Annotated in this window: 20 protein-coding genes; 14 read left to right on the top strand and 6 right to left on the bottom strand. The window is 69.7% G+C overall.

Annotation, left to right across the window (positions count from 1 at the left end; translation table 11 throughout):
• On the bottom strand, positions 1 to 2,160 hold the full coding sequence (locus DAETH_RS07725; protein WP_264777333.1) for a glutamine synthetase III family protein: 2,160 nt from the start codon (positions 2,158 to 2,160) through the stop codon (positions 1 to 3).
• A 362-nt stretch (positions 2,161 to 2,522) separates the two neighbouring features.
• Between DAETH_RS07725 and glnA the strand changes: the two genes are divergently transcribed.
• From glnA to DAETH_RS07680, 9 genes are all read left to right on the top strand, one after another.
• Positions 2,523 to 3,890, top strand: coding sequence for a type I glutamate--ammonia ligase (gene glnA, locus DAETH_RS07720; RefSeq protein ID WP_264777332.1), 1,368 nt, complete (start codon positions 2,523 to 2,525; stop codon positions 3,888 to 3,890).
• A gap of 228 nt (positions 3,891 to 4,118) precedes the next feature.
• Complete coding sequence (locus DAETH_RS07715; protein ID WP_264777331.1) at positions 4,119 to 5,276, top strand: branched-chain amino acid ABC transporter substrate-binding protein; 1,158 nt, start codon at positions 4,119 to 4,121, stop codon at positions 5,274 to 5,276.
• A 175-nt stretch (positions 5,277 to 5,451) separates the two neighbouring features.
• Complete coding sequence (locus tag DAETH_RS07710; RefSeq protein WP_264777330.1) at positions 5,452 to 6,465, top strand: branched-chain amino acid ABC transporter permease; 1,014 nt, start codon at positions 5,452 to 5,454, stop codon at positions 6,463 to 6,465.
• Complete coding sequence (locus DAETH_RS07705) at positions 6,462 to 8,105, top strand: branched-chain amino acid ABC transporter permease (protein ID WP_264777329.1); 1,644 nt, start codon at positions 6,462 to 6,464, stop codon at positions 8,103 to 8,105. The genes DAETH_RS07710 and DAETH_RS07705 overlap by 4 nt, the downstream gene beginning before the upstream one ends.
• On the top strand, positions 8,102 to 8,905 hold the full coding sequence (locus DAETH_RS07700; RefSeq protein WP_264777328.1) for an ABC transporter ATP-binding protein: 804 nt from the start codon (positions 8,102 to 8,104) through the stop codon (positions 8,903 to 8,905). Before DAETH_RS07705 ends, DAETH_RS07700 begins: the two co-directional genes overlap by 4 nt.
• Entirely contained in the window at positions 8,898 to 9,659 is a 762-nt protein-coding gene (locus DAETH_RS07695; RefSeq protein WP_264777327.1) for an ABC transporter ATP-binding protein, read from the top strand. Before DAETH_RS07700 ends, DAETH_RS07695 begins: the two co-directional genes overlap by 8 nt.
• Positions 9,660 to 9,762: 103 nt before the next feature.
• On the top strand, positions 9,763 to 10,779 hold the full coding sequence (locus DAETH_RS07690; protein WP_264777326.1) for a lipocalin family protein: 1,017 nt from the start codon (positions 9,763 to 9,765) through the stop codon (positions 10,777 to 10,779).
• Between the two features lie 94 nt (positions 10,780 to 10,873).
• Entirely contained in the window at positions 10,874 to 13,432 is a 2,559-nt protein-coding gene (gene clpB, locus DAETH_RS07685; protein WP_264777325.1) for an ATP-dependent chaperone ClpB, read from the top strand.
• A 103-nt stretch (positions 13,433 to 13,535) separates the two neighbouring features.
• On the top strand, positions 13,536 to 14,021 hold the full coding sequence (locus DAETH_RS07680; RefSeq protein ID WP_264777324.1) for a GNAT family N-acetyltransferase: 486 nt from the start codon (positions 13,536 to 13,538) through the stop codon (positions 14,019 to 14,021).
• A gap of 59 nt (positions 14,022 to 14,080) precedes the next feature.
• Here the strand turns inward: DAETH_RS07680 and DAETH_RS07675 are convergent, their stop codons facing one another.
• Positions 14,081 to 14,302, bottom strand: a complete 222-nt coding sequence (locus DAETH_RS07675) for a WGxxGxxG family protein (RefSeq protein ID WP_264777323.1) — start codon at positions 14,300 to 14,302, stop codon at positions 14,081 to 14,083.
• An 87-nt stretch (positions 14,303 to 14,389) separates the two neighbouring features.
• Between DAETH_RS07675 and DAETH_RS07670 the strand changes: the two genes are divergently transcribed.
• Positions 14,390 to 15,043, top strand: coding sequence for a hypothetical protein (locus tag DAETH_RS07670; protein ID WP_264777322.1), 654 nt, complete (start codon positions 14,390 to 14,392; stop codon positions 15,041 to 15,043).
• 16 nt (positions 15,044 to 15,059) lie between these two features.
• Here the strand turns inward: DAETH_RS07670 and DAETH_RS07665 are convergent, their stop codons facing one another.
• A complete protein-coding gene (locus tag DAETH_RS07665) occupies positions 15,060 to 15,506 on the bottom strand; it encodes a hypothetical protein (protein ID WP_264777321.1) in 447 nt (148 codons plus the stop codon).
• A gap of 40 nt (positions 15,507 to 15,546) precedes the next feature.
• On the opposite strand from DAETH_RS07665, the gene DAETH_RS07660 reads away from it, so the two are divergent.
• From DAETH_RS07660 to DAETH_RS07650, 3 genes are all read left to right on the top strand, one after another.
• Complete coding sequence (locus DAETH_RS07660) at positions 15,547 to 16,464, top strand: carbohydrate kinase family protein (protein WP_264777320.1); 918 nt, start codon at positions 15,547 to 15,549, stop codon at positions 16,462 to 16,464.
• Between the two features lie 24 nt (positions 16,465 to 16,488).
• The gene (locus DAETH_RS07655) at positions 16,489 to 17,631 is read left to right on the top strand and encodes an acyl-CoA dehydrogenase family protein (protein WP_264777319.1); all 1,143 of its coding nucleotides are present in this window, start codon (positions 16,489 to 16,491) and stop codon (positions 17,629 to 17,631) included.
• 95 nt (positions 17,632 to 17,726) lie between these two features.
• Complete coding sequence (locus DAETH_RS07650) at positions 17,727 to 19,955, top strand: phospholipase D-like domain-containing protein (RefSeq protein ID WP_264777318.1); 2,229 nt, start codon at positions 17,727 to 17,729, stop codon at positions 19,953 to 19,955.
• Positions 19,956 to 20,256: 301 nt separating this feature from the next.
• Here DAETH_RS07650 and radA read toward each other — a convergent pair whose 3' ends face one another.
• On the bottom strand, positions 20,257 to 21,606 hold the full coding sequence (radA, locus tag DAETH_RS07645) for a DNA repair protein RadA (RefSeq protein ID WP_264777317.1): 1,350 nt from the start codon (positions 21,604 to 21,606) through the stop codon (positions 20,257 to 20,259).
• Positions 21,599 to 21,892: a DUF2087 domain-containing protein gene (locus DAETH_RS07640; protein WP_264777316.1), complete on the bottom strand. Its 294-nt coding sequence runs from the start codon at positions 21,890 to 21,892 to the stop codon at positions 21,599 to 21,601. Before DAETH_RS07640 ends, radA begins: the two co-directional genes overlap by 8 nt.
• A gap of 206 nt (positions 21,893 to 22,098) precedes the next feature.
• Here DAETH_RS07640 and DAETH_RS07635 point away from each other — a divergent pair, with 206 nt between their 5' ends.
• Positions 22,099 to 22,494: a hypothetical protein gene (locus DAETH_RS07635; RefSeq protein ID WP_264777315.1), complete on the top strand. Its 396-nt coding sequence runs from the start codon at positions 22,099 to 22,101 to the stop codon at positions 22,492 to 22,494.
• Between the two features lie 111 nt (positions 22,495 to 22,605).
• Here the strand turns inward: DAETH_RS07635 and DAETH_RS07630 are convergent, their stop codons facing one another.
• On the bottom strand, positions 22,606 to 24,846 hold the full coding sequence (locus DAETH_RS07630) for an ATP-dependent Clp protease ATP-binding subunit (protein ID WP_264777314.1): 2,241 nt from the start codon (positions 24,844 to 24,846) through the stop codon (positions 22,606 to 22,608).
• Positions 24,847 to 25,049 lie beyond the last annotated feature (203 nt).

Here is a 25,049-nt window from a genome sequence, read left to right as displayed (position 1 = left end):
TTACTTCACGAACAGCATCTGCCGGTAGGTCGGCAGCGGCCAGTGCTTGTCGGCGACGACCTCTTCCAGTTTGTCGGCGGCCTGCCGGACCTGGATCATGGCGGGCAGGACGTGGTTGCGGACGTGGTAGGCCTTCTCGTGCATCTCGTCGCCGCCGAGGGCGCTGTTCTGCTGGCGCAGGACCTGGAGGGCGTCGTACAGCTCGTCGGTGAGCCCGGCGACCTCGCCGGCGGTCGCGTCGAGCGCGCGGCTGAGGGTCTTCACGGCGCACAGGTCGCCCAGGTACCCGGCGGCGGCGGGCAGGATCATGGTCTGGGCGATGTACTCGGTGGTCTCGCCCTCGATGTTCACCGTCTTGAAGTACTGGTCGTACATGATCTCCTGGCGGGCCGCCAGCTCACGCTCACTCAGGACCCCGAATCGCTCGAAGAGCCGCGCGTTCTTCTCGTCGGTCAGGTGTTCTATGGCGTCGAGGCTGGTGCGGAGGTTGAGCAGGCCGCGCTCATGTTCCGCCTCGCGGTGCCACTCCTCGGAGTAGCCGTCGCCGTTGAAGACGATGCGCTTGTGCCGCGCGTAGGTGTCTTTCACGAGTTCGCCCACCGCCGAGTCGAGGTCCTGCCCCCGGGTGAGCCTCGCCTCCAATTCGCTCGTCAGCCCGCTGACAGCATCGGCCACGATGGTATTGAGCACCGTGATGGGCATGGAGATGCTCTGGCTGCTCCCCGCCGCCCGGAACTCGAACTTGTTCCCGGTGAAGGCGAAGGGGCTGGTGCGGTTGCGGTCCCCGGCGTGGCGCGGCAGGGGCGGCAGCACGCTCGAGCCCAAGCCGAGCAGCCCGGCCTCCGCGCCGCGCCCCCCCTCACCGCTCGCCAGCCGGTCGAAGATGTCGGTGAGTTCGGTGCCCAGGAAGATCGAGAGGATCGCGGGCGGGGCCTCATTCGCGCCGAGGCGGTGGTCGTTGCTCGCGGAGGCCACCGAGATGCGCAGCAGGTCCTGGTGCTCGTCCACGGCCTTGATCACTGCCGAGCAGAAGAACAGGAACTGGAGGTTCTCGTGCGGGGTGTCGCCGGGCTCCAGCAGGTTCTCGCCCGCGTTCGTGCCCATGCTCCAGTTGCAGTGCTTGCCCGAGCCGTTCACGCCCGCAAAAGGCTTCTCGTGCAGCAGGGCGACCAGGCCGTATTTGCGCGCGGTGTTGCGGAGAACTTGCATGATGAGCTGCTGGTGGTCGGCCGCGACGTTGCTCTGCTCGAAGATCGGGGCGATCTCGAACTGGCCGGGGGCGACCTCGTTGTGGCGGGTCTTGACCGGGATGCCCAGGGTGTAGAGCTGCATCTCGGCGTCGGTCATGAAGCTCAGCACCCGGTCGGGGATCGCGCCGAAGTAGTGGTCTTCCAGTTCCTGCCCGCGCGGGGGCTGGGCGCCGAAGAGGGTGCGGCCCGTCATCACGAGGTCGGGGCGGCGGTAGAAGTACTCCTCGGCGATCAGGAAGTATTCCTGCTCGGCGCCGAGGGTGCTGCCCACCCGGGTTCCCTCCGAGGCCCCGAAGAGCCGCAGGGCGGGGGTGACGGCCTTGTTGAGCGCCTCGGTCGAGCGCAGCAGCGGCGTCTTGTTGTCGAGGGCCTCGCCGGTCCACGAGGCGAAGGCGGTGGGGATGCACAGGGTCGCGCCGTTCGCGTGCCGCATGATGAAGGCGGGGCTACTCGGGTCCCAGGCGGTGTAACCGCGCGCCTCGAAGGTGGCCCGCAGGCCGCCCGACGGGAACGACGAGGCGTCGGGCTCGGCCTGGATGAGTTCCTTGCCGCTGAAGGTGGCGATGGCCTGCCCGTCCCCGGTGGGCGAGACGAAGGAGTCGTGCTTCTCGGCGGTGGCGCCGGTCAGGGGCTGGAACCAGTGGGTGTAGTGGGTGGCCCCCTTCTCCATCGCCCAGTTCTTCATAGCGAGCGCCACGGTGTCGGCGATGCCGGGGTCGAGGGTCTCGCCGCGCTCCAGGGTGGCCTGGAGGCTCTTGTACACGGGCTTGCTCAGTCGGGCCTTGAGCCCCTCCAGGGTCAGCACGTCCCGGGCGAACAGCTCGTCGACGACGTGGTTGGGCAAGAAGGCCGGGGAGGCCTCGACGCGCCAGTTGCGGGCGGCGGAAATTACATCGAAGTCGTGGTTCATCGTTTCCTCTCCCTGTGGCCTCGGCTCGTACACGGGGCGCGGCGCGGCGGCATCCCTTTCCGCACCCCCTGGGTTCAGCCGGACTCTGAGGTGGAGTATAAGAGCGCGGCAAACGCACGGTCAACGCGAGGTTGGACAAGTTGCAGGAACACGGGGAGGAACAGGAGGAGTACCCTGACAATCCTGCACTTTGAGCGGGCCGGTTGGTCTATTCGGCCAGGGAGCGGCGCACAACCTGCGAAGGGCGTGGGAGACGCCAGACGAGGTGGAGCGCCTCGCCAGGTCACCTCTACCCTTGCGCCCCGCCCCTCCTGCCCGCTACGGTCAGCACCAGGCAGCGCCACACGGAGGCCCACCACGACATGACGCCCACGCCCGATTCCCCCGGCACGCCCCACACCGCGCAGGACATCCTCGCCCATCTCGGTGCCGAGAACGTGAAGTTCCTGCGCCTGCAATTCACCGACATCCTGGGCACCACGAAGAACGTGGAGGTGCCCGGTTCGCAGTTCGAGAAGGCCCTCGCCGGGGACGTGACCTTCGACGGCAGCGCGGTGGAGGGCTTCACCCGGGTCGAGGAGAGCGACATGCTGCTCCGGCCCGACCTCTCCACCTTCCTGATCTACCCCCAGTTCTCGCGCGAGGAGGGCGAGCGGGGCCGGGTCGCGCGGCTGATCTGCGACGTGACCCTGCCCGACGGCACGCCCTTCGAGGGGGACCCCCGGCAGGTTCTGGAACGGCAGGTCGCGCGGGCCCGCGACCTCGGCTTCGAGATGTTCGTGGGGACCGAGCCCGAGTTCTTCCTGTTCGAGCGGGACGAGACGGGGCGGGGCAGCACGGTCACCCACGACAAGGCGGGGTACTTCGACCTGGCGCCCGTCGACAAGGGCGAGCGTATCCGCCGCGAGATCGCGGGCATCCTCGTGCAGATGGGCTTCGAGATCGAGGCCTCGCACCACGAGGTCGCCCCCGGGCAGCACGAGATCGACTTCCGCTACGCCCCGGCGTTGGAAACCGCCGACCGCATCGCCACCTTCAAGTTCGTGGTCAAGCGGGTGGCTCTGGAGTACGGGCTGCTGGCTTCCTTTCTCCCCAAGCCGCTCCCCGGGGTGAACGGCTCGGGGATGCACTGCCACCTCAGCCTCTTCCGGAACGGGGTGAACGCCTTCGCCGACCCGGAGGGGGAGCACGGCCTCTCCAGCACCGCGCGGCACTTCATCGCCGGGCTGCTGGAGCACGCGGGGGGCATGGCGGCGATCACCAACCCCCTGGTGAACTCCTACAAACGGCTGGTGCCGGGGTACGAGGCGCCCGTCAACGTCGCCTGGAGCACGAGCAACCGCTCGGCGCTGATCCGCATCCCCGCCAAGCGCGGGCAGTCCACCCGGGCTGAGGTGCGGATGCCCGACCCCTCGTGCAACCCGTACCTGGCCCTGGCGGCGATGCTGGCGGCGGGGCTCGACGGCATCCAGGAGGGAATGGAGCCGCCGCCCGCCATCGGGCGCAACATCTTCCGCATGACGGTGCGGGAAAAGCGGCACCACCGCATCCGCGAGCTGCCCACCGACCTGCGCGAGGCGGTGGACGAACTCGAGAAGGACCCGGTGATCGCCGGGGCGCTGGGCGAACACGTCCTGGACCATTTCGTCGCGGCCAAGCGGGCAGAGTGGCGCGAGTATTCGTCGGCCGTCCACGCCTGGGAGCTGGAGCGGTATCTGGACCTGGTCTGAGGTCTCCCCCGGCGGGGGTGTTCCCGGAGGTCGGGTGGGGTCGGGCGGCCCACCCCCCTGTGTTGCCCACAACTCATCCTGGCCGCAATATCATTTCGCCGAGGTTCCCTGGAAGCAGTTCCGAAATGGCCTCCACGGATGAGCCTCGCGTTGACTTCGTCTAAAGGCGTCTCTAGAATCGTGGCAATCTCGACAACCGCGCAAAGGCGCACCCGTCCCGGAGGACCCATGAAGAAAACCGCCCTGAGCCTTTCCGTTCTCGCCGCGCTGGCCCTGGGAGGCGCGAGCGCCCAGACCACCATCAAGCTCGCCACCCTCTCGCCCCTCTCGGGCGGGCAGAGCGACCTGGGCACCCAGATTCGCAACGGCGCGCAGCTCGCCGTGAACGAGTACAAGCCGCAGTTTCAGCGGCTCGGCCTGAACCTTCAGCTCGCCCCCTACGACGACCAGGCGGACCCGGCCACGGGCACCGCGCAGGCGCGCAAGATCGCCTCGGACCGCTCAATCCTGGCGGTGGTGGGCACCCTGAACTCGGGCGTGGCGATTCCGTCGAGCGCGGCCCTGGCGCCCAGCCGCGTGGCGCTGGTGAGTCCGGCGAACACCGCCAACCAGGTCACCGACCGTGGCCTGAGCAACATGAACCGCATCGTGGCGCGCGACGACGCGCAGGGCCCGGCGGGAGCGAACTTCATCACGGGGACGCTCAAGGCGAACAAGGTCTACATCCTCAACGACAAGACCGCGTACGGCGAGGGCCTGGCGCGCGAGGTCGAGAAGGCCCTCAAGGCCAAGAACGTGCAGGTCGTGGCGAACGAGGGCACCGAGGAGAAGAGCGACTTTTCCTCCATCGTGGCGAAGATCCGCCTCCAGCGCCCTGACGCGATCTACTTCGGCGGCATCTACAATCAGGTCGGCGTGTTCATCAAGCAGCTCAGGGAAGCCGGGATCACCACGCCCGTCGTCGGCGGCGACGGCCTGGACAGCGCCGAGCTGGTCACCATCGCCGGACCGCAGGGCGCGAACAACATCTACTTCACGACGGTCGCCGCGCCCATCGACGCGCTGCCCGCCGCGAAGACCTTCGCCGCCAACTTCCAGAAGACCTTCAACGACGCGGCGCAGGGCTTCGGCGCCTTCGGGTACGACGCGGCCAAGGTGGCCCTTCAGGGCATCCTGAACGCCGCCAAGGCCAACGGCAACAAGGCCCCGACCCGCGCGCAGGTGGAGGCGGCCATCCGCAAGGGCAACTTCACCGGCCTGCTCTCGGGCAACGTGAGCTTCAACAGCGTCGGCGACCGCAAGGCGGCCACGCTCTACGTGATGAACGTGCAAGACGGCAAGACCAAACTCGCCGCCAGCGTGCCCGTCCGCCCCGCCAAGCAGTAACCGGAAGGGGCGCCGGGACACTCCCCTGGGGCCGGGCGTCACGCTCGGCCCCTTCGCTATGGTGGGGGAGGAACAGGCGGCCTCGGCCCCACCGCCTCCGTTTCGGAGTTCCGCCGTGATGACGCCGCTTCCCGCCCTGACCTCCGTGGGAACCGACACCGAGAGGAGAACCATCTTGGATCTCGCCACCCTGCTGCCCTTCGTCGTCAACGTGATCGTGGGCGGCCTCGTCCTGGGCTTCGTGTACGCCATCATCGCGCTGGGCTACACGATGGTCTACGGCGTGCTGCAACTCATCAACTTCGCCCACTCGGAGGTCTTCGTGACCGGCGCCGTCGTCGGCTTCGAGGTCTTCCGGGTCCTCGCCCCCAATCCCATCAACGGGTATCTCAAGCTGCTGATCGCGCTCGTCGCCGCGATGATCGTGTCGGGGCTGCTCAACGTCCTGATCGAGCGGCTGGCCTACCGCCCGCTCAGGAACGCGCCCAAGCTGGTGCCCCTGATCACCGCCATCGGCGTCTCCTTGATCTTGCAGGACGTGCTGCGGATCATCGAGGGCTTCCAGGGAAGATTCGACCTCACCTACACGCTGCCGCAGGGCTTCTCGGGCCGCTTCTGCGCGGCACAGAGTTCGTGCGCGGGGCTGGGGAACGCGCTGCGAACGATTGGGATCGACCTTCAGCTCAAGGACGTGATCCTGATCGCCGTGTCGCTGCTGAGCCTGGCGGTGCTCAACTACCTCGTGAACCGCACACGGCTGGGCAAGGCGATTCGCGCGGTGGCGCAGGACCGGGTGACCGCCGGGCTGATGGGCATCGACGCGAACCGTATGATCAGCGCGACCTTCCTGATCGGCGGAGCGCTCGGCGGCATCAGCGGGGTGCTGTTCGGCATGAAGTTCGGCACCGTGAACGCCTACTCGGGCTTCGACCCCGGCATCATCGCCTTCACCGCCGCCGTGCTGGGCGGGATCGGCTCGATTCCGGGGGCGGTGCTGGGCGGGCTGGTGCTGGGCGTGATCCAGAACCTGATCGGCGTGACGAACGTGTTCGGCGGGCTGCTCGGCGTAGCCAACCTGGAGTCTATCGACGCCTCGTATCAGCGGATCGGGGCCTTTATCGTGCTCGTGCTCATCCTGATCTTCAAGCCGACCGGCCTGCTCGGCAAGAGCAACGTGGAGAAAGTATGACGGCGGTCAACCCTGGCGCGCCCCGGCGCGCCCAATCGGCACCCGACCGCACTTTCCTGCTCGTGCTGATCTTCCTGGTGACGAGCGCGCTGCTGCTCGTGTCGCACAACGGCGACCTGCTTGAAAACCTCGGTGGGCTGGGGGCGGTGCTGCGCAATCCCATCGTGGAGGCGGTGATCGTCTCACTCTTCCTCGCCAACGTGCTGTTCGCGTACCTGTGGCGCGCGGCCGCGTGGGCGAAGGCACTCGTGGGCCTGGGGAGCCTGCTGCTCGTGCTGCCGTGGGCCGGGCAGGAGGACACCTCGCTGCTCGACCTGAGCATCCAGATCATGATCTTCGCGGCGCTCGCGCTGGGCTTGAACATCGTCGTCGGATTGGCGGGGCTGCTCGACCTGGGGTACGTCGCCTTCTTCGCGGTGGGCGCGTACACCTGGGGCATCTTCGCCAGCCCGCGCTTCGCCGAGATTCTGCGCTACTACGGCGAGAACCCCGGCGGGACGAACGCGCTGACCCTCGCCCTGGGCCTCTTCCTGACGGCGATCACGGCGGCGAGCATGATCTACATCCGGCGACTCCAGCGGAGCGCGCGGCCCACCCGGGCGTCCTCGTGGAGCTTCGGGCTGGCGAGCTTCGGGCTCGTGGCGGGGCTGCTGCTGACGGGGCGGGCCCTGCTGGTGCTCAACGCCTCACGGGCCGCCGGGCTCGGCGCGGGGATCGACCCCAGCTTCTTCTGGCTCTTCCTGGCGCTGAGCGTGCTCAGCGCCGCTGTCGTGGGCGTCCTCATCGGTCTGCCGGTGCTGCGGCTCAAGGGCGACTACCTGGCGATCATCACGCTGGGGCTGGGCGAGGTGATCCGGGTGCTGGCGAACAACCTCGACCTGTACTCGGCGGGGTCGCAGGGCATCACGCCGATAGGGAGCGCCTCGGTGCCGTGGTTCGACCGGCTGGCGGGGACGCTGGGGTTCCAGCCCGACCAGTATTACCTGCTCTTCCTGTACGTGCTCGTGCTCGTGCTCGTCGCCGTGATCCTGCTCGTGAACGTCCGGCTCGACCGCTCGCGGATCGGGCGGGCGTGGATCGCCATCCGCGACGACGAGGTGGCCGCGCAGGCGATGGGCGTGCCCCTGGTGCAGACGAAGCTGATCGCCTTCGCCACGGGGGCGTCCTTTGCCGGGGCGATGGGCATGATCTTCGCCGCGAAGCAGACCTTTGTGAGCCCGGAGAGCTTCAACATCTTCCAGAGCATCGGGGTGCTGAGCATGGTGATCCTGGGCGGGATGGGTTCCTTCCCCGGCGTGATCCTGGGCGCGGCGGTCGTGACCCTGCTCAACCTGCGCATCCTGCCGGGGCTGGGCGAGGCGACCGCCAACCTGGGGATTCCCCAGCAGGTCAACCCGGGCCAGCTCCAGCGCCTGATCTTCGGCGTGATTCTGGTGACCATGATGCTGCTGCGGCCCGAGGGGCTGTTGCCGAACAAGCGCCGGGCGCTCGAACTCCACCACGACGACAACCAGGAGGACGACAGCGCCCAGGGCACGGGCCCGGCGCTGACCGCAGGCGGCGGGGACGTGTTCAGCCCGGGGTACGCCACCGAGCAGGAAGACGAGCACGCGGGCACCACGGGGAGAGGCACGCCATGAACATCCTCGAAGTGCAGGGGGTCACGAAGACCTTCGGCGGCCTGACCGCCGTGAACGACGTGACCCTGGAGGTGCCCCGCGAGGCCATCGTGAGCATCATCGGGCCGAACGGGGCCGGGAAGACGACCTTCTTCAACCTCGTGACCGGCATCTACAGCCCGGACCGGGGCACCATCCGACTGGACAGGCGGGAACTGATCGGCCTGCGCCCGGATCAGGTGGTGAGCGCCGGGATCGCCCGCACCTTCCAGAACATCCGCCTTTTCTCGACCATGACGGCCGAGGAGAACATCATGGTGGGACGGCACACCCGCCTCCGGGCGGGCTACCTCGACGCCGTGCTGCGCACCCGCCGCTTCCACAGCAGCGAGGAGGAGGCGCGCGAGGTGGCGCGGGTGATGCTCGACTTCGTGGGGCTGGGGCGCTGGCGGCGGGAGCTGGCGACCAACCTTCCCTACGGCGACCAGCGCAAGCTGGAGATCGCCCGCGCGCTCGCCACGACGCCCAAGCTCGTCCTCCTCGACGAACCGGCGGCGGGGATGAACCCGCGCGAGACCGAGGACCTCAAGGCCCTGATCCGCCGCATCCGCGACGAGCTGGGGGTGACGGTGGTGCTGATCGAGCATGACATGCGGCTGGTGATGACCCTGTCCGAGCACATCACGGTGCTCGACTACGGGACGAAGATCAGCGAGGGGCTGCCTCACCAGGTTCGCAACGACCCGCGCGTGATGGAGGCGTACCTGGGACGCGGCGCGGCGGCGGGCGAGTACGGGAAGGAGGCGAGGCCGCATGCCTGAGACGCAGATGCTGAATGAAAGGACGCGGGCGGCGGGAATGACCCTGCTCGAACTGCAGGGCGTCCACACGTACTACGGCCACATCCACGCCCTCAAGGGGCTGACCATGACCGTGGGCGAGGGCGAGATCGTCGCGCTGATCGGCGGCAACGGGGCGGGCAAGACGACCACCCTGCGGACGGTCAGCGGCATGATGAAGCCGAGGGTGGGCCAGGTGGTCTACCAGGGCCAGAACGTGGGCGGCCTGCCCCCTCACACGATCATGGGGCGCGGGATGAGCCACGTGCCGGAAGGGCGCCGCATCTTCCCCCAGCTGACGGTGCGCGAGAACCTGGAGGTCGGGGCGTACACGATCACGGACAGAAAGTTGATCGAGGAGCGCGTCCAGGAGGGCTTCGCGCTCTTCCCCCGGCTCAAGGAGCGCGAGAACCAGCTCGGCGGCACCATGTCGGGCGGCGAGCAGCAGATGCTGGCGATCGCGCGGGCACTGATGGTCAATCCCAAACTGCTGCTGCTCGACGAGCCCAGCATGGGCCTCTCACCGCTGTTCGTGGAGGCGATCTTCGACATCGTGGAGCGGCTGAACCGGGAGCGGGGCACGACCATCCTCCTCGTCGAGCAGAACGCGAGCATGGCGCTGGGCGTGGCGCACCGGGCCTACGTGCTCCAGACGGGCGAGATCCGGCTGAGCGGTTCCGCCGCCGAGATCGCGCGCGACGAGAGCGTGCGCAAGGCGTACCTCGGGGACGAGTGAAGGTCAGAGGTGAGGGGGCCGCTTCCGGTGTGGGGCGGCCCTCTCCCTTTGGGTCGGTAGGCAGTCCCACCGAGCGGGCGGGGAGGATTGGGTACCTTCAGCCATGCGACGTCTGACCCTCGCTGCGGCGGCCCTCGTCTCCGCCTCCCTCTTCACGTCCTGCGTTCCGTCTGCGGAGCGCTTCGACCCCGCGCGGCTGCCCGACCCCGCCGACCTGTCCTCGCGCAACGCGGCGACCGAGTGGTACTACGTCTCGGGCTACCTGCCGGAGTCGGGGCTGGCCTTCCACTGGGCGCAGTTCAAGGTGAACTACCGGGGAATTCCCTACCAGGCCGGGCACCTGGCGGTCGCCGACCTGCGGACGGGCAAGTTCAACGTCTACGAGAACAACTCGCAAAACGCCCGCTTCGGGTTCCCCCCGCTGCGGGTGGAGCAGGGCGACTGGCGGCTGAGGCAGGACGCGGGCAGCACCTACCAATTGACGGCCGGGCCCCTGAACCTCACCCTCACGGCGCTCAAGGAGCCGGTCGTCCACCCGCCGGGCTACTCGGGCACCCCCGAGGTCGGGCGGCTGTACTACCAGAGCATTACCCGGATGGACGTGAAGGGAACGGTGGCCCTGCCGGGCGGCGAGACGCGGGAGGCGCGCGGGCTGGTGTGGCTCGACCACCAGTGGGGCGACCAGCAGCCGGGGGCCCAGGCCCAGTGGGACTGGTTCGGCCTCCACCTCTCCGACGGCTCGGACCTGATGCTCTACCGGGTGCGCAACGCTGCCGGGCAGGTCGTGCAGGTGGCGGGCTCGCTGGTCGACCCGCAGGGGGTGGCGCGCGAGGTGCCGAACGTGACCATGACGCCGGGCCGCGTCTACCGCAGCCCCAGCGGGCGCGAGTACGTGCTGGGCTGGCAGGTGCAGGCCGGGGACCTCGCCCTCGCCCTGGACGCCGTGCGCGACGAGCAGGAACTCCTGACGAAAAACACCTCCGTCGCCTACTGGGAGGGGCCTGTGCGCGGGACGGGCACGCTGAATGGGCAGGCGATCACCGCCGAGGGCATGGGCGAGTTCGTCGGGGGCATCCTGACCCGGGAGGAGGGCGGCCGCTTCTTCCCGTCCGGGCGCTAGACGCGAGCGGGACACAGGTCACCCTCTTTAAGACTCTACAAACTTGACATAACCTCACTCAAGTTGCAGAATAGAGGCACTTGAGGAGGTCCCCTTGAATCCCGAACGCTTTACCGAGGCGGCGACGCAGGCGTTGGCCGCCGCCCAGCAGCTCGCACAATCCAACCACCAACAGAACCTGACCGTCGCGCATGTCCTGCGCGCCCTCACCGACAACGACACCGCCGCCCGGGCGATCACCGCCGCCGGGGGCGACCTCGCCACGCTCCGCACCGCGCTGGACGCCGAACTCGGCAAACTGCCGCGCGTGCAGGGCGGTGGGGACAGCCTGTACCTCGACCCGGCGCTCAACCGCGCGCTCCAGAAGGCGGAGGGCGTCGCGGGGGAGTTCGGTGACTCCTTCGTCGCCGCCGACACGCTGCTCCTCGCGCTGCGGGGGGAGTACCGGGGGCAGGGCCTGCCCGCCGAGTCCGCGCTGCGTCAAGCCGTGACCGAGGCCCGGAAAGGAAAGACCGTGACGACGAAGTCCGCTGAATCACAATTCGACGCGCTGAACAAGTACGGCACCGACCTGACCCAGCGTGCCCGCGACGGCAAGCTCGACCCCGTGATCGGCCGCGACGAGGAGATTCGCCGCACGATGCAGATTCTCCTGCGGCGAACCAAGAACAACCCCGTATTGATCGGCGAGCCCGGCGTGGGCAAGACCGCCATCGCGGAAGGTCTCGCCAGCCGCATCGTGAAGGGCGACGTGCCGGAGGGGCTTAGAAATAAGCGCATCGTCTCCCTGGAGATGGGCAGCCTGCTCGCCGGGGCCAAGTTCCGGGGCGAGTTCGAGGAACGCCTCAAGGGCGTGATCGACGAGGTGGTGGGCTCTCAGGGCGAGGTCATCCTCTTCGTGGACGAGATTCACACCATCGTCGGCGCGGGCAAGACCGAGGGCAGCCCCGACGCGGGCAACATGCTCAAGCCCGCCCTGGCACGCGGTGAGCTGCACCTGATCGGCGCGACCACCCTCGACGAGTACCGCGAGATCGAGAAGGACCCGGCGCTGGAGCGGCGTTTCCAGCCCGTCTTCGTGGACGAGCCCAGCGTGGAGGACACCATCTCGATCCTGCGCGGCATCAAGGAGCGCTATCAGGTCCACCACAACGTGGAGATCACCGACCCGGCGCTCGTGGCCGCCGCCCAGCTCTCGCACCGCTACATCAGCGACCGCCAGCTTCCCGACAAGGCCATCGACCTGATCGACGAGTCGGCGGCGCGGCTGCGGATGGCGCTCGAATCCAGCCCCGAGCGGATCGACCAGCTTCAGCGCCGCAAGCTGCAACTGGAGATCGAGCGCGAGGCCCTCAGGCGCGAGAAGGACCAGGACTCGCAAAACCGCCTCCTCGACCTGGAGGAGACGCTGAAGGCCGTCACCGACGAACTCGCCGAGGTGCGGGGGCGCTGGGAGGCCGAGCGAGGTGAGGTCCAGGTTCTGCGCGAGAAGCGCGAGGCGCTCGATCAGGTCCGCACCGACATCGAGAAGGCCCGCCGCGAGTACGACCTGGCGCGGGCCGCCGAGCTGGAGTACGGCAAGCTGCCGCAGCTTGAGCGCGAGGTGCAGGAGCTGGAGCGCAAGCTCCGGGGCGCCGAGTTCGCCCACCTGGAGGTGACGGAGGAGGACGTGGCCGCCGTCGTCAGCCGCTGGACGGGCATCCCGGTCTCCAAGCTGATGGAGGGCGAGCGCGAGAAGCTGCTGCACCTCGAAGAGCAGCTCCACGGGCGGGTGATCGGGCAGGACCGCGCCATCGTGAGCGTGTCCGACGCGATCCGCCGTTCCCGCGCGGGGCTCAGCGACCCGAACCGCCCGCTGGGCTCCTTCATGTTCCTGGGGCCGACGGGGGTCGGGAAGACCGAGCTTGCCAAGGCGCTCGCGGAGTTCCTGTTCGACTCGCAGGACGCGATGGTCCGCCTCGACATGAGCGAGTACATGGAGAAGCACAGCGTCGCCCGATTGATCGGGGCCCCTCCCGGGTACGTGGGCTACGAGGAGGGCGGCCAGCTCACCGAGGCCGTGCGCCGTCGCCCCTACGCGGTGATCTTGCTCGACGAGATCGAGAAGGCGCACCCGGACGTCTTCAACGTGCTGCTTCAGGTGCTCGACGACGGGCGCCTCACCGATGGGCAGGGCCGCACGGTGGACTTCCGCAACACGCTGATCATCCTGACGAGCAACATCGGCTCGCCGCTGATCCTGGAGGCGCAGGCAAGGGGGGACAGCGCCGAGAGCATTCGCGATCAGGTGCTGAATGTGTTGCAATCGAGCTTCCGGCCCGAGTTCCTCAACCGCATCGACGACATCATCGTCTTCGACGCGCTGACGCCCGCCGACCTGCACAAGATCGTGGACATCCAGATGCAGGGCCTGCGCAAGCGCCTCGCCGAGCGCCGGGTGACGCTGCACCTCACCGACGCCGCGAAGGACCACCTCGCCCGGATTGGCTACGACCCGGCCTTCGGCGCCCGGCCCCTCAAGCGCGCCATCGCCCGCGAGATCGAGACGCCGCTCGCCCGCGAGATCCTGCAAGGACACGTCCACGACAACAGCACGCTGGCGGTGGACTACGACGGGTCGCGGTTCCGGTTCGACACGGGAGTGCTGAACTAGGAGCGGTCGGCTCTCAGCCGTCAGCAGGACAAAGAAAGCCGCTGCCCTGGCATGGGTGGCGGCTTCTTGTTTTGAGGGAAGCCTGAGCGTGTTAGCGTGCCCCATGCCCGTCCTGCTCGACGTTCCGCCCGCCGACCGGCGCGTGATCGACCTGATGAAGGCCCAGCAGCGCGAATTGCGGGCGCTGTACAACGACACCGACGAGCGCACCGAACCCTTCGACCCGGCGACCCTCTCCGGCGAGGGCTGCGTGCTTCTGGCGGTGGAGGAGGGTGGGGAGCTGCTCGCCTGCGGGGCGCTCAAGCGCATCGAGGCGGACACGGCGGAGGTCAAGCGCATGTACACGGTGCCGGACGCGCGGGGCCGTGGCCTGGGGCGTCAAGTCCTCGCGGCGCTGATCGAGCGGGGGCGGGCGCTGGGGTTCGGGCGGCTGGTGCTGGAGACGGGGGACTTGCAGGCGGAGGCGATTCACCTCTACGAGTCGGCGGGCTTCACCCGCATCCCGAACTACGGGTACTACGTGGGGATCGAGAACAGCCTGTGCTACGAGTTGCCGCTGGACGTGCGGGCGGCCCGCCCTCCTCCGTGATTCCCGGCCGACGAAGAAGCCGCCGCCCGAGCACAGGCAGCGGCTGATCCGTGGTCCCCTCAGCGGCGGTTGTTCGCGGCGTTGCGGCCCGTCAGTCCAGCGAGCCCGATCAGCCCGGCGAGACCCAGCCAGCCCCAGTCGGTCCCCCGGTTCTCGGTGGTGGTCGTGCCGGTCGTGGCGGTGTCCGTGGTCGTGCCGGTGGCGTCCGTCTGGGCGAGGGCGGTCACGGGGAAAGCAAGGACGGCGGCCAGGGTCACGGTCTTCAGCGTGAAGTTCTTCATGAGGGCCAGTGTGACTTACGACACGCCCGTGGAGATTTCAGCGAACGCATGATTCCTTGACCAAACCTTATCAACGCCGGGCGGGAGATGGCCGGGGGCGTGGGCGGCAAGACGACGGCCACCCTCCGGGGACACTTGGAAGTTGCCCGGCGTGCGAAACTGGGGGTGATTCTGCAAACGCACCGCATGGGCAGGATGCCGGACAGGCAGGGCCGAACGGAGGGCACGATGAACGCGCAGTCGTCTCAGGCTCCGGCACGAGGGCGCTCACTCCTGGAGCGCGACCTGGCCGCCCTTCCTGCCGGGCACCGCAATTTCCTCCGGCTGGTGGTCGGCGTGACCTGGGCGCTGTTCGTGCTCCTCTGGCCCCTGCTGTGGGCCGCGTGGTTCCTGCGCCTGTTCGGCGCGGCGCTCGCGGGCGGGGCGTGCCCCGTCGTCCTGCCCGCGCGGCCTACCGAGCAGGACCCTGCACCCGACTGGACGCTGCTGGAGGTCCCGGGGTGTCCCCTTTACGTGGTGGGGGCCGGGGTGGCGCTCGTGCTGGGCCTCGTCTCGACCATCGGCATGTGCTTCTGGCCTCTGATCGCCGGGATGTGGGTCTTCCAGAACCTGCTGGACGCGGGCCAGGGGGGAGCGGCCGCCATTCGGGTGGCGCTTGGGGCACTGGGCGCGGTGGGGCTGGAGGCCGCCATGCTCACCGTCTACGTGCGCTACGTCCGCGACGGTCTGGCGGGGAGGTGAGGCAGGCGGGAGGGCCTTACAGCGCGTCCTCGAACTCCGTCACCGCGTGGGCGAGGGCGTCGGTCGTGGTCGCCTGGTAGCCCGCCCACGCGAGCCACAGGGCGTGGAGGGTGTGCTCGGCCCGCCGCAGGGCGGCCTGCACCTCGGGCGTTGGTTCGTCCCCGGCGGCGGCCAGGGTAACCGTGAGGTTGAGCTTGGCGTTCAGGTAACGGGCCTGCTCGCTGCGCGTGCCGTCGTAGACGTAGACCACCTCCTCCCAGCCCGGCGAGAAGTCCTGCCAGATCAGCCGGGTGACCGCCGCGTGGCTGCCGATGCACAGGTGCTCGGCGGGAAAACCCTCGGGCGTCCGCAGGCCCTGCTCCTGGCAGTAGCGGGCCGCGAGGCCGCTGACATCGCGGTCCACGGCGTCCTGGAAGCGGGCCTGGATAACGCTGCGGGCGGAGTCACGCGAGTCCTTGGACATAGTGAGTAGATTATATTCTGTTTTCCACGAAATATGGGAGTTGGCTGGACGAAACCGATACACTCGCCGCCATGTCCCCCGGCCCCTGCACGCCCTGGTGTGTGGGAACGCGAACGTCGAGCTGAGCCTCGCGGCGCCGGGGTTCTCCCTGCCCCCCGGCGAGAGCACGGAACACCCGCATGGGTTGTCGTTGGGTGTCTCCGGAGTCGGGTTCAACGTGGCGCACGCCCTCGCGCGGCTAGGGGCGGAGACGTACTTCCTGGGCTTCGCGGGCACCGACCCCGCCGGGGAGGTCGTGCGGCGGGGGTTGGAGAAGGCGGGGGTCGGGGCACACCTCGTTCCCGTCCCCGCCACGCCGCTCTCGCTGGTGGTGACGACACCCGGCGGACGGCGGCACATCCACCGGGACCTCAAGGGGCTGGGGGAACACCCCGCGCCCACAGAGGTCTTCCAGACGACACTCGCCGGGGCGCAGGTCGTCGTCCTGGGCAACGTCGCCTGGACGCGCGAGCTGCTTCCCCTCGCGCGGGCGGCGGGGGTGCCCGTCGTCACCGACCTCCAGGGCACGCCGGGCCCCGGCCACCCCTACGACGTGCCGTACCTGGCGGCGGACATCGTGTTTCTGAGCGGCGAGAACGGCGAGGCCGTGCAGGCCTACCGCGCCGAGCACGACCCCCGGGTCATCGTGGCCGGGCTGGGCGGCGAGGGGGCGCTGCTCTCCGAACGGGGGCGGGCGCCGTGGCACCAGCCCGCCGTCCGCACACGTCCGGTAATGAGCACGAACGGGGCTGGGGACGCGCTGCTGGCGGCCTTCACCCGCGCCTACTTCGGCGGCCTGGGCACGCGGGAGGCGCTGCGGCTCGCCTGCGCCTTCGCCTCGTGGAAGTGTGGGGAGGCGGGGGGCGCGGCGGGGCACCTGACCCGGGCCGAACTGTCCGCGCTGACCGAGACGCCGTGAGGGTGGGCGCGTTACCCTGCGCGGGTGACCCGGACCCTCTCCCCCACCCTGCAAGACGTAATAGGCCGGGCCGTGCGGGCCATCCGCGAGCACGCGGACGAGTGCGAGGCCGCGCAGGACGTGACCCCGCAGGCGGCCTCGGCCCTGCGCGCGAGCGGCTACACCCGGCTGTCGCTGCCCGAGGAGCGCGGGGGGCTGGGCTCGGGCCTGGAGGAGTACGCGGCGGCGGGGCTGCGGCTGGGCGAGGCGAACGCGGCGCTCGCGCTCGTGCTGGCAATGCACACCCATGTGGTGGGCTCGGCCTTCCAGGGGCGCACGCTGCCCGAGCCCATGCTCGCGGCCCTCGCGCGGGCGAGCCTGGAGGGCCAGCTCGTGAACGCCCTGGCGAGCGAGCCCGAACTCGGCAGCCCCTCGCGCGGGGGCCTGCCCCGAACGGCGGCGACCCCAGACGGCTCGGGCGGGTGGCTCCTGACGGGCCGCAAGACCTGGGCGACGGGGGCGCGGGCGCTGGGCCTCGCGGTGGTGAGCGCGGCCACTCCCGAGGGCACGGTCGCCCGCCTCCTCGTGCCGATGGACGCGCCCGGCGTGCGGGTCGAGGAGACCTGGGCGGGCTCGCTCGCGCTGCGGGGCACGGGAAGTCACGACGTGGTCTTCGAGAACGTCACCGTGCCCGGCGACCACCTTGCCCCGCCCGGCGCGCCTCATCCCTCGGGGAGCGCGTGGTTCTGGACAGCCATCGCGGCGACCTACCTGGGGGTGGGCTTCGCGGCCCTGGACGCCCTGGCGGAGTACGCGCGGGCGCGGGTGCCCACCGCCCTCGGCGCCCCCATCGCCACGCTGCCGCGTGTGCAGGAGAACGTGGGGCGCATCGCCACCGACCTCGGCGCAGCCCGCGCCCTGCTGCTGGAGGCGACCCGCGCCTGGGACGCCCGGCCGGGCGAGGACGCCGTGCCCGGCCTCGCCGCCGCGAAGGCCCACGCCACGAATGCCGCCGTGAGCGCCACCGACCTCGCCGTGCGGGTGGCGGGGGGCGCGGCCCTGACGCCCGCCCTGCCGCTCTCTCGTCTGCTGCGCGACGCCCGCGCCGGGCTGACCCACCCCCCAGCGGACGAGGTGAGCTACGCCAGCCTGGGGGCAGCCCTGCTGGGGGTGGAGGCGCGGCGGTAAGGGCTTTCGTCACCGGGTACTGAACTCCAACCCGGTCGGGGCCTGCGGGTGGCCGGAGAGGCAAGCTCCCCGCCTCCCCTATGCTGAACACCCGAATGCGCCTGCTGCCCCGCCACTCCCCGCCCGCCCACCTGGGACGGCTGGCGCTCTCGGCCCTGGCGGGCTTCCTCCTCGCCCTGGTGCTGGCGCGCGGGGGACTGAGCGTGGTGCTCGCGGTCGTGCCGCCCGGACAACCGTATGTGCGGGCGGTGGTCGGCACCCTCGCCGCGCTGGGAAGCCTCGTGCTGAGTTTCGGGCTGGCGGGGGCGCTGTCGGCACGGGCCCTGCCGCTCGCCCGGCTGGGTCTCTCCCGGGGGCAGGCGCGGGTGCGGGCGGGGGTCGCGTCGGGGGTGACGGCGGGACTGCTCGTGGTGCCGGTGGGCGGGCTGATGGGGCTGGCGGGCGTGTACCGGGGCGGGGCGCTCGGGGACGCGCTGGGAGGTTCGCAGCTCGCCCTGCTCGCCCTCGTGCTGTGTGCGCTCTACGGCCTGATCTCGGGGGCGGTGCTCGGCCTGCTCACCCTGCGGGCGAGGCTGGCGTGGCGGCCCGCGCTCGGGGGACTTCTCGGCTTCGGGCTGGTGGGAGCTGTGGGTGGGGCGCTCCTCGGCTGGGCGGGCGTGCCCAATGTGCTCGCGGGGGGCGGCTGGGCGCTGCTCGGGCTCCTCGCGGCCTTCGTGGTCGCCTCGCAGGTCGTGGGGGACAGCGCCGTCGCGGCAGGGATCGACGCGGCGGCGGACAGTTCCCGGCACGACTCGGCGGACGACCGGCAGGTCAAGCTCACGCTCGCGGCCCTCGGTCTCGCGCTGCTGGGGGTGTGGGGTCTGGGCGAGCGCGCGGTGAACTTTGTGCAGACGCGCCCGGGCCGCGCCGAGCCCCTCGCCGTGCCCGCCGCCCCCGGCCTGGCCTGCCCGGCGCCGACGGACCCGCTGGAACTCGCCGTGTGGCGGGTGACCACGCGGGGCAGGCGACCCGACCTGTCGTGCGGGAACGACTTCCTGGGATTCCTGCACACGCCGAACCCCGACCCCGCCTTCAGCGCGCAGCCCCCCACCCCACACGGCGGCTTCGACGGCCTTGCCGCTCAGATCGCGGGCGCGCGGCGCGAGGTGCTGTTCGCGGTGATGGAGTGGGCGGACGACCCCCGGCGCGGGCCTGGGGCGGTCCTGGCGCGCGGCGTGGCCGAGCTGTATGGGCAGGTGCGGGACAACCCGGCGGCCTTCCCGGATGGGGTGACGGTGCGGGTGGCGCTGGGGAACTTTCCGCGCGCCGCCAACCTGGAGTGGGGTTCACAGGTGTACGCGGCGGCGCGCGACCTCCTCGCAGCGGGGGTGCCGCTGCGCGACGACCGGCTGGGCTGGCGGGTGGAGATCGCTAACTACGCGGGCACCTTTCCCCACAGCCACGCCAAGCTCCTCGTGACGGATAGCGTGGGGCTCACGGTGATGGGCTTCAACGTGGGCCCGCTGCACCTGCCCTCGGGGACGACGCGGGGCCACGGCGGCGACGTACGCGACCTCGGGATGCGCTTTCGCGGCCCGGTGGCGCGCGACGGGCTGAACGTCTTCGACGACCTGTGGCGGCGCAGCACCCTGCTGGACTGTTCGCCGGGCGTCACCCCGCGCACCGTCCGCTCCTCGTGCCGGAACGGGGGGCCGGGCGAGCCCACGCACCCGCAGGGCACCGACCGGTTTGCCCCCACCCGCGCCGGGGACGTGCGCGCCTTCAGCCTGTACCGCCGCGAGGGCTTCCAGATGGCCGACGACGCCCTTGTCGCGCTGCTGGACGCCTCGCGGCAGAGCGTGGACCTCATGCACGTCAGCTTCAGCATGGACGTGCGCTGCAACCTCGCCCTGCTCAACCCCCGGCTGTGCACCTCCCAGGACGCGCTGCCTTGGATGCGGGCCCTCGTCCGCGCCGCCGAGCGGGGAGTCACCGTCCGCGCCCTGCTGTACGAGCACGGTTTCCTGGGGCTGGAAAACCGGGTGGGCCTCGCCGTCCTGCGCCGTGAACTGCGGGCGCGCGGGCTGGAGGACCGGCTTCAGGCCCGCTGGTTCCCGGGCGGCCTGCACGCCAAGACCATGCTCGTGGACGGGCGGATGCTCACCGTCGGCAGCCAGAACCTTCACTACTCCTCGTGGACGCCGCGCGGCCTGAACGAGTACACCCTCGCCACCACCGCGCCGGGGGCGGCGCAGGGGTACGCCCGGGAGTTCGCCTTCTTCTGGGGGCAAGCCCGCCCCGCCGACCTGCCGAGGTGGCTGAGCGTGGACGGGGAGGAGCGTTGAGCGAAGGAGGACCGTCGCTCACCAGCCTTTGCCCTCTCAGGGGCGAAGTGTTGGGCGTGGTCGCCCGGGCTGGATGAGTAAGCTGTGTCCGACCACTTCCAAGGGGCTTGAGGAGGCCCTGGTGGAGGAAGTGGCGCGTTTCTGGAGGGTGTTCCCCACGTGCGCGGGAATGACTGACGGTAGAGCGGAGCGTGGGAAAACCGTTTTCTGTTGTGGCATTCCAGGAAGCGGAAGTGAGCAACTTCTGCTTGTTCATCCTCGCCCAGAGCAACCTCGGTTGCCTACACGCCGAGCAAACGCCTCAGCCCACCCCCTTCCACACCAGCCCGACCGCCTCCTCCACGCTGCGAACGCCCTCGCGGCCCTCCAAGCCGGGGGGGACGATCAGGTCGCGATATCCGGCACGTCTGGCCTCCTCGGCGCGGCGTAGGGAACCCTGGGTCGAGCGCACCTCGCCCGCCAGGCCGACCTCCCCGAAGACGGCGACGTTGCCGGGGAGGGCGCGGCCCACGACCGCCGAGTACACGGCCAGGGCAACCGCGAGGTCGAGGCCGGGGTCGGCGACCTTCAGGCCGCCCGCCAGGTTCACGTACACGTCGAGGCCGCCGAGGGTCAGGTCGAGGCGGCGCTCCAGCACGGCGAGGACGACATCAACCCGGCGGGGATCGAGGCCGACGACTACCCGGCGCGGGTTGGGATAGGGCGTCTTGGCCGCGAGCGCCTGCACTTCGAGCAGCATGGGCCGCTGTCCGTCGATGGTCGCGGCGACGACCGAACCCGGCACCCCCACGGGCCGCTCGGCGAGGAAGGCCGCCGACGGGTTCTCGACGGCGACGAGGCCCTCGCCGCGCATCTCGAAGACGCCGAGTTCCCCGGCCTGACCGAAGCGGTTCTTCACGCTTCTGAGCAGGCGGAAGGCGCCCACCGTCTCCAGGAAAACCGTCGTGTCCACGATGTGCTCCATCACCTTCGGCCCGGCGACCGTGCCCTCCTTGGTGACGTGGCCGACGAGGACGGTCGCGGTGCCCGTCTCCTTGGCGGCGCGGGTCAGCAGGGCCGTCCCCTCGCGCACCTGGGCGACGCCGCCGGGAGTGCCGTCCCCCTCCACGGTCACCGTCTGGATCGAATCGACGATACACAGGGCCGGTTTGTGCTCGGCCATCAGGGCGGCGACGTGCTCGGCGCGGGTGTCCCGGGTGAGGTGGATGTCGCCCTTGACGCCCAGTCGGTCGGCGCGCAGGCGAATCTGCTCCAGCGACTCCTCGCCCGCGACGTAGAGGACGGTCTGGCCCCCGGTGGCGAGCCGGTCCGCCACCTGGAGGAGCAGCGTGCTCTTGCCGATGCCGGGCTCGCCGCCGATCAAGGTGACGCCGCCCGCGACCAGCCCGCCGCCGAGCACCCGGTCGAGTTCGGGAATGCCGCTGGGGAGGCGGGGTTCCTCGCGGCGCCCGACGGTCGAGAGGGGGGTGAGCTTGCCGCCCGTGACGCCGCCGTACCCCCCCAGGCCGCCCGTCCGGCCCTTGCCGACGGCGGCAGCGGGCACCTCCTCCTCGAAGGAGTTCCACACCTGGCAATTCGGGCAGCGTCCAAGGGGCTTGGCGGACTGGTAGCCGCAGCTCGTGCAGACGTAGCGGGTGGTGACCTTAGCCATTCGACTCCGCCGAGCTCACGGGACGGGCGTCCGCTCGCCAATAGGTGCCCCCGCTCGTTGCCAGGTAGTCGCCGTCCACGAGTTCGGTCAGAAGAATGCCCACGTCCTCCATCGTGCTGTGATCCCGCAACAGGGCCTGGACCTCGGCCTCCGGGTAGCGCCGACCCGGCTCGAACAGGCCCGTCAGGTGGTCGAGGATCGCCAACTGGTGCGCTCGGCGGCGGTCGGAAGGCCAGCCGGTGATGCGGCCGTATTCGTCCTGAAAGGCGGCGATGCTCTTGGTCATGGGGGGCATGGTAGCGGCCCCGGGGGCAGGACACCGTGCCGGGATGCAGAAGTGCGGGTCTGCAAGCCGCACATCTTTTTCCCCTACTCCGTTCAGCCGGATAAGCTCTTTCCGTGCGAACACAACCCGACTTGTCGCTGGAGAGAACCTATACCCCATATTGGAGTTCTGTAAACCCGGCGAGGAGAGGTAGAAGGCTCAACGCTTTGATTGGCCTTCTGGCCCTGACGCTCCTCTCATGCGGGAGGTTCCCCGTCGCCAATGACCTCTACCTGTTCTTCGGTTCCTCCACCGAGTCATTCTCCACCGGGCTGAACACTAACGCTGACCGGCGTTTCACAGTGATGGTGCGCACCGACGCTCTGACAGACGACGCGGCGGCCAAAGTGGCGTCAGCAAAACTGTTCGTGGGTTCACAGACTTTCCAGGGGCACTATTTCCCTGGGGAGGCAGGCGACACGTACTACCAATTCAACGCCGGGAACCGTTGCAGCGCCTACCTGAAGGGCGACAACGTGACCTTCGGGTACGAGATTTACGATCAGTCGGGCCATGTCTTGCAGCAGAAGAGCGTGACCGTGCCTCACATCGATGGCTGCTAAGGGTCTTGCGCTGTCAAAGGGGACGTTCCCAAGACATTCCCTCGATACCCGACACCTAAAGAAAAAGCCCCGGAGTCGAACACTCCGGGGCTCTTGGTGTGCCGTTCAAGCTCACGCCAGTATCTGCGGCGGCGCCGTCGTCCCGCGCTCGAACTGGATGCCGTCCTGATTCAGCACCACGCGCAGTTCCTCGCCCGCGTTGCCGATGAGTTCCAGCGCCAGCGGGTCCTCGATCTCCTCGCGCACCAGGGTGCGGAGCTGACGGCTCGATCCCACCGCGTGCTTTGGGCTGCGGGACTTGAGCTTGCTCACCAGCCACGCGGCGATGGCGGGGTCGAAGGTCACCGTCAGCTCGCGGCTGGCGAGTTCTTCCCGCATCTCGCCGAGGAGCTGCTGGGCCACCCTCACGAGTTCGTCCTCGCCGAGGGGGCGGAAGCGGATCACGTCGTCGAGGCGGTCGAGGAATTCGGGCGTGAAGATGTGCCGCAGCGGCGTGTTGTTGTCGGGCGTCACGGGCGAGAAGCCCACCGTCGGGTTGACGTTGAAGCCGGTGTTGCTCGTCATGATGATGATCGTGCGGCGGAAGTCCACCGTCCGGCCCAGCCCGTCGGTCAGCCGCCCGTCGTCGAGCACCTGGAGGAAGGTGTTGTAGATGTCCGGGTGCGCCTTCTCGATCTCGTCGAGGAGGATCACCGAGAAGGGCTGGCGGCGCACGGCCTCGGTCAGGCGCCCGCCCTGCTCGTAGCCCACGTACCCGGGAGGGGACCCGATGAGTTTCGAGATCGAGTGCGACTCCTGGAACTCGCTCATGTCCACCCGGATCAGCGACCGCTCGGAGCCGAAGAGGGTGCGCGAGAGCGCCCGGGCGAGGTGCGTCTTGCCCACGCCGCTGGGCCCCACGAAGAGGAAGCTGGCCGAGACGCGGGTGCGTCCACCCAGACCGACGCGGGCGCGGCGCAGGGCGCTGGAGAGCGCCTTGATCGCCTCGGGCTGGCCGTACACCTGATCGGTGAGCTGGTCTTCGAGGTCGCTGAGCTGCGCCGCCGACTCTTCCGAGTACACGCCGCCCATCGAGTTGATCACGCTCTCGATGTCCTCACGCGCCACGATGGGCTCGCCGTCCTCGTTCTCGGTGATGGGCAGGCCGACGCTCATGTTCAGCCGGACGCGGCTCGCCGCCTCGTCGATCAGGTCGATGGCCTTGTCGGGGAAGTTGCGGCCCGGCAGGCTGCGCTCACCGATGCGGACGGCCAGTTCGAGCGCCTGATCGGGAATCTGGACCCCGTGGTGCTCCTCGTAGCGGTGGCGCAGACCCCGCAGGATTTGCAGGGTCTCGGCGGGGCTGGGCTCCAGCACGATCACCGGCTGGAAGCGGCGCTCCAGGGCGGCGTCCTTCTCGATGTAGCGGTGGTACTCGCCGGTCGTGGTGGCGCCGATGACCTGAATCTCGCCCCTGCTGAGGGCGGGCTTGAGGATATTCGCGGCGTCGAGGGTCCCCTCCGCGCCGCCCGCGCCGACGAGGGTGTGCAGCTCGTCGATAAAGGCCATGACCTTCGCGTTGCGCAGTTCCTCGATGATCTGGCGCAGCCGCTCCTCGAACTCGCCCCGGTACTTCGTACCCGCGACGACGCCCGAGAGGTCGAGGCTGACGAGCCGAACGTCGTGCAGGTTGGGGGGCGTGCGCTTCTCGAAGATGGCGAGCGCGAGCCCCTCCACGATGGCGGTCTTGCCCACGCCGGGGTCACCGATCAGCACCGGGTTGTTCTTGGTGCGGCGGGTGAGGATCTGGGTGACGCGGCGGATTTCCTCGCTTCGCCCGATCACCGGGTCGAGCTTGCCCTCGCGGGCCTGCTTGGTCAGGTCGCGGCCGTACTCGTCGAGGAAGGGCGTGGCGACGGGCTTGGCGGGCTTGCCGCTCCCGTGGCCCTCACCCTGCGCGAGGACCCGCCAGCGGATCGTGTCCACGTCCTTGGTGAGTTCCTGGAGGATGCGGAAGGCCACCCCGTCCCCCTCGCGGATGATGCCGAGGAGAATGTGCTCGGTGGAAGTGACCTGGGCGCCCAGGGAACGGGCCTCGGCGGAGGCGAGTTCCATCACGCGGCGGGCGCGGGGAGTGATGCTGGGAGCGTCGTTGAGGCGGCTGCCCTCGCCCCGGCCGATGATCTCCTCGACGCGGCGGCGCAGGCCGTCCAGGGAGGCGCCGAACTCGCTGAGGATGGTGGCGGCGGTGCCGCCCTCGCGCATCAGGCCGAGGAGGAGGTGTTCGGGGCCGACCATCGCGTGCCCGAGGCGGTTGCCTTCCTCACGGGCGTAGTGGAACACGAGGCGGGCGCGGTCATCGTATCGGTTCATAGGCTCCCCCTCTGTCGGGCGGGCCGCACGGCGTGAGGCGGCACGGCGCGGGGCGAAAGTGGGTCATGGTCTGGCACTGATTCTAGTCTAAGGGCGTTTCCCCGCTGGGCAGGCGTTGAATCTCACCTTCTCCCCCACCGGGCCCCCGGAGTTCAGGCTAGCGCGCCCGGGCTGACGGGGACTTCGCTCAGGCTTCATGGGGC

It is taken from the genome of Deinococcus aetherius (assembly GCF_025997855.1).
Taxonomy (GTDB): domain Bacteria; phylum Deinococcota; class Deinococci; order Deinococcales; family Deinococcaceae; genus Deinococcus; species Deinococcus aetherius.
The sequence above is the reverse complement of the archived record's forward strand: the minus strand, read 5'-3'. Positions and strand labels throughout refer to the sequence as shown.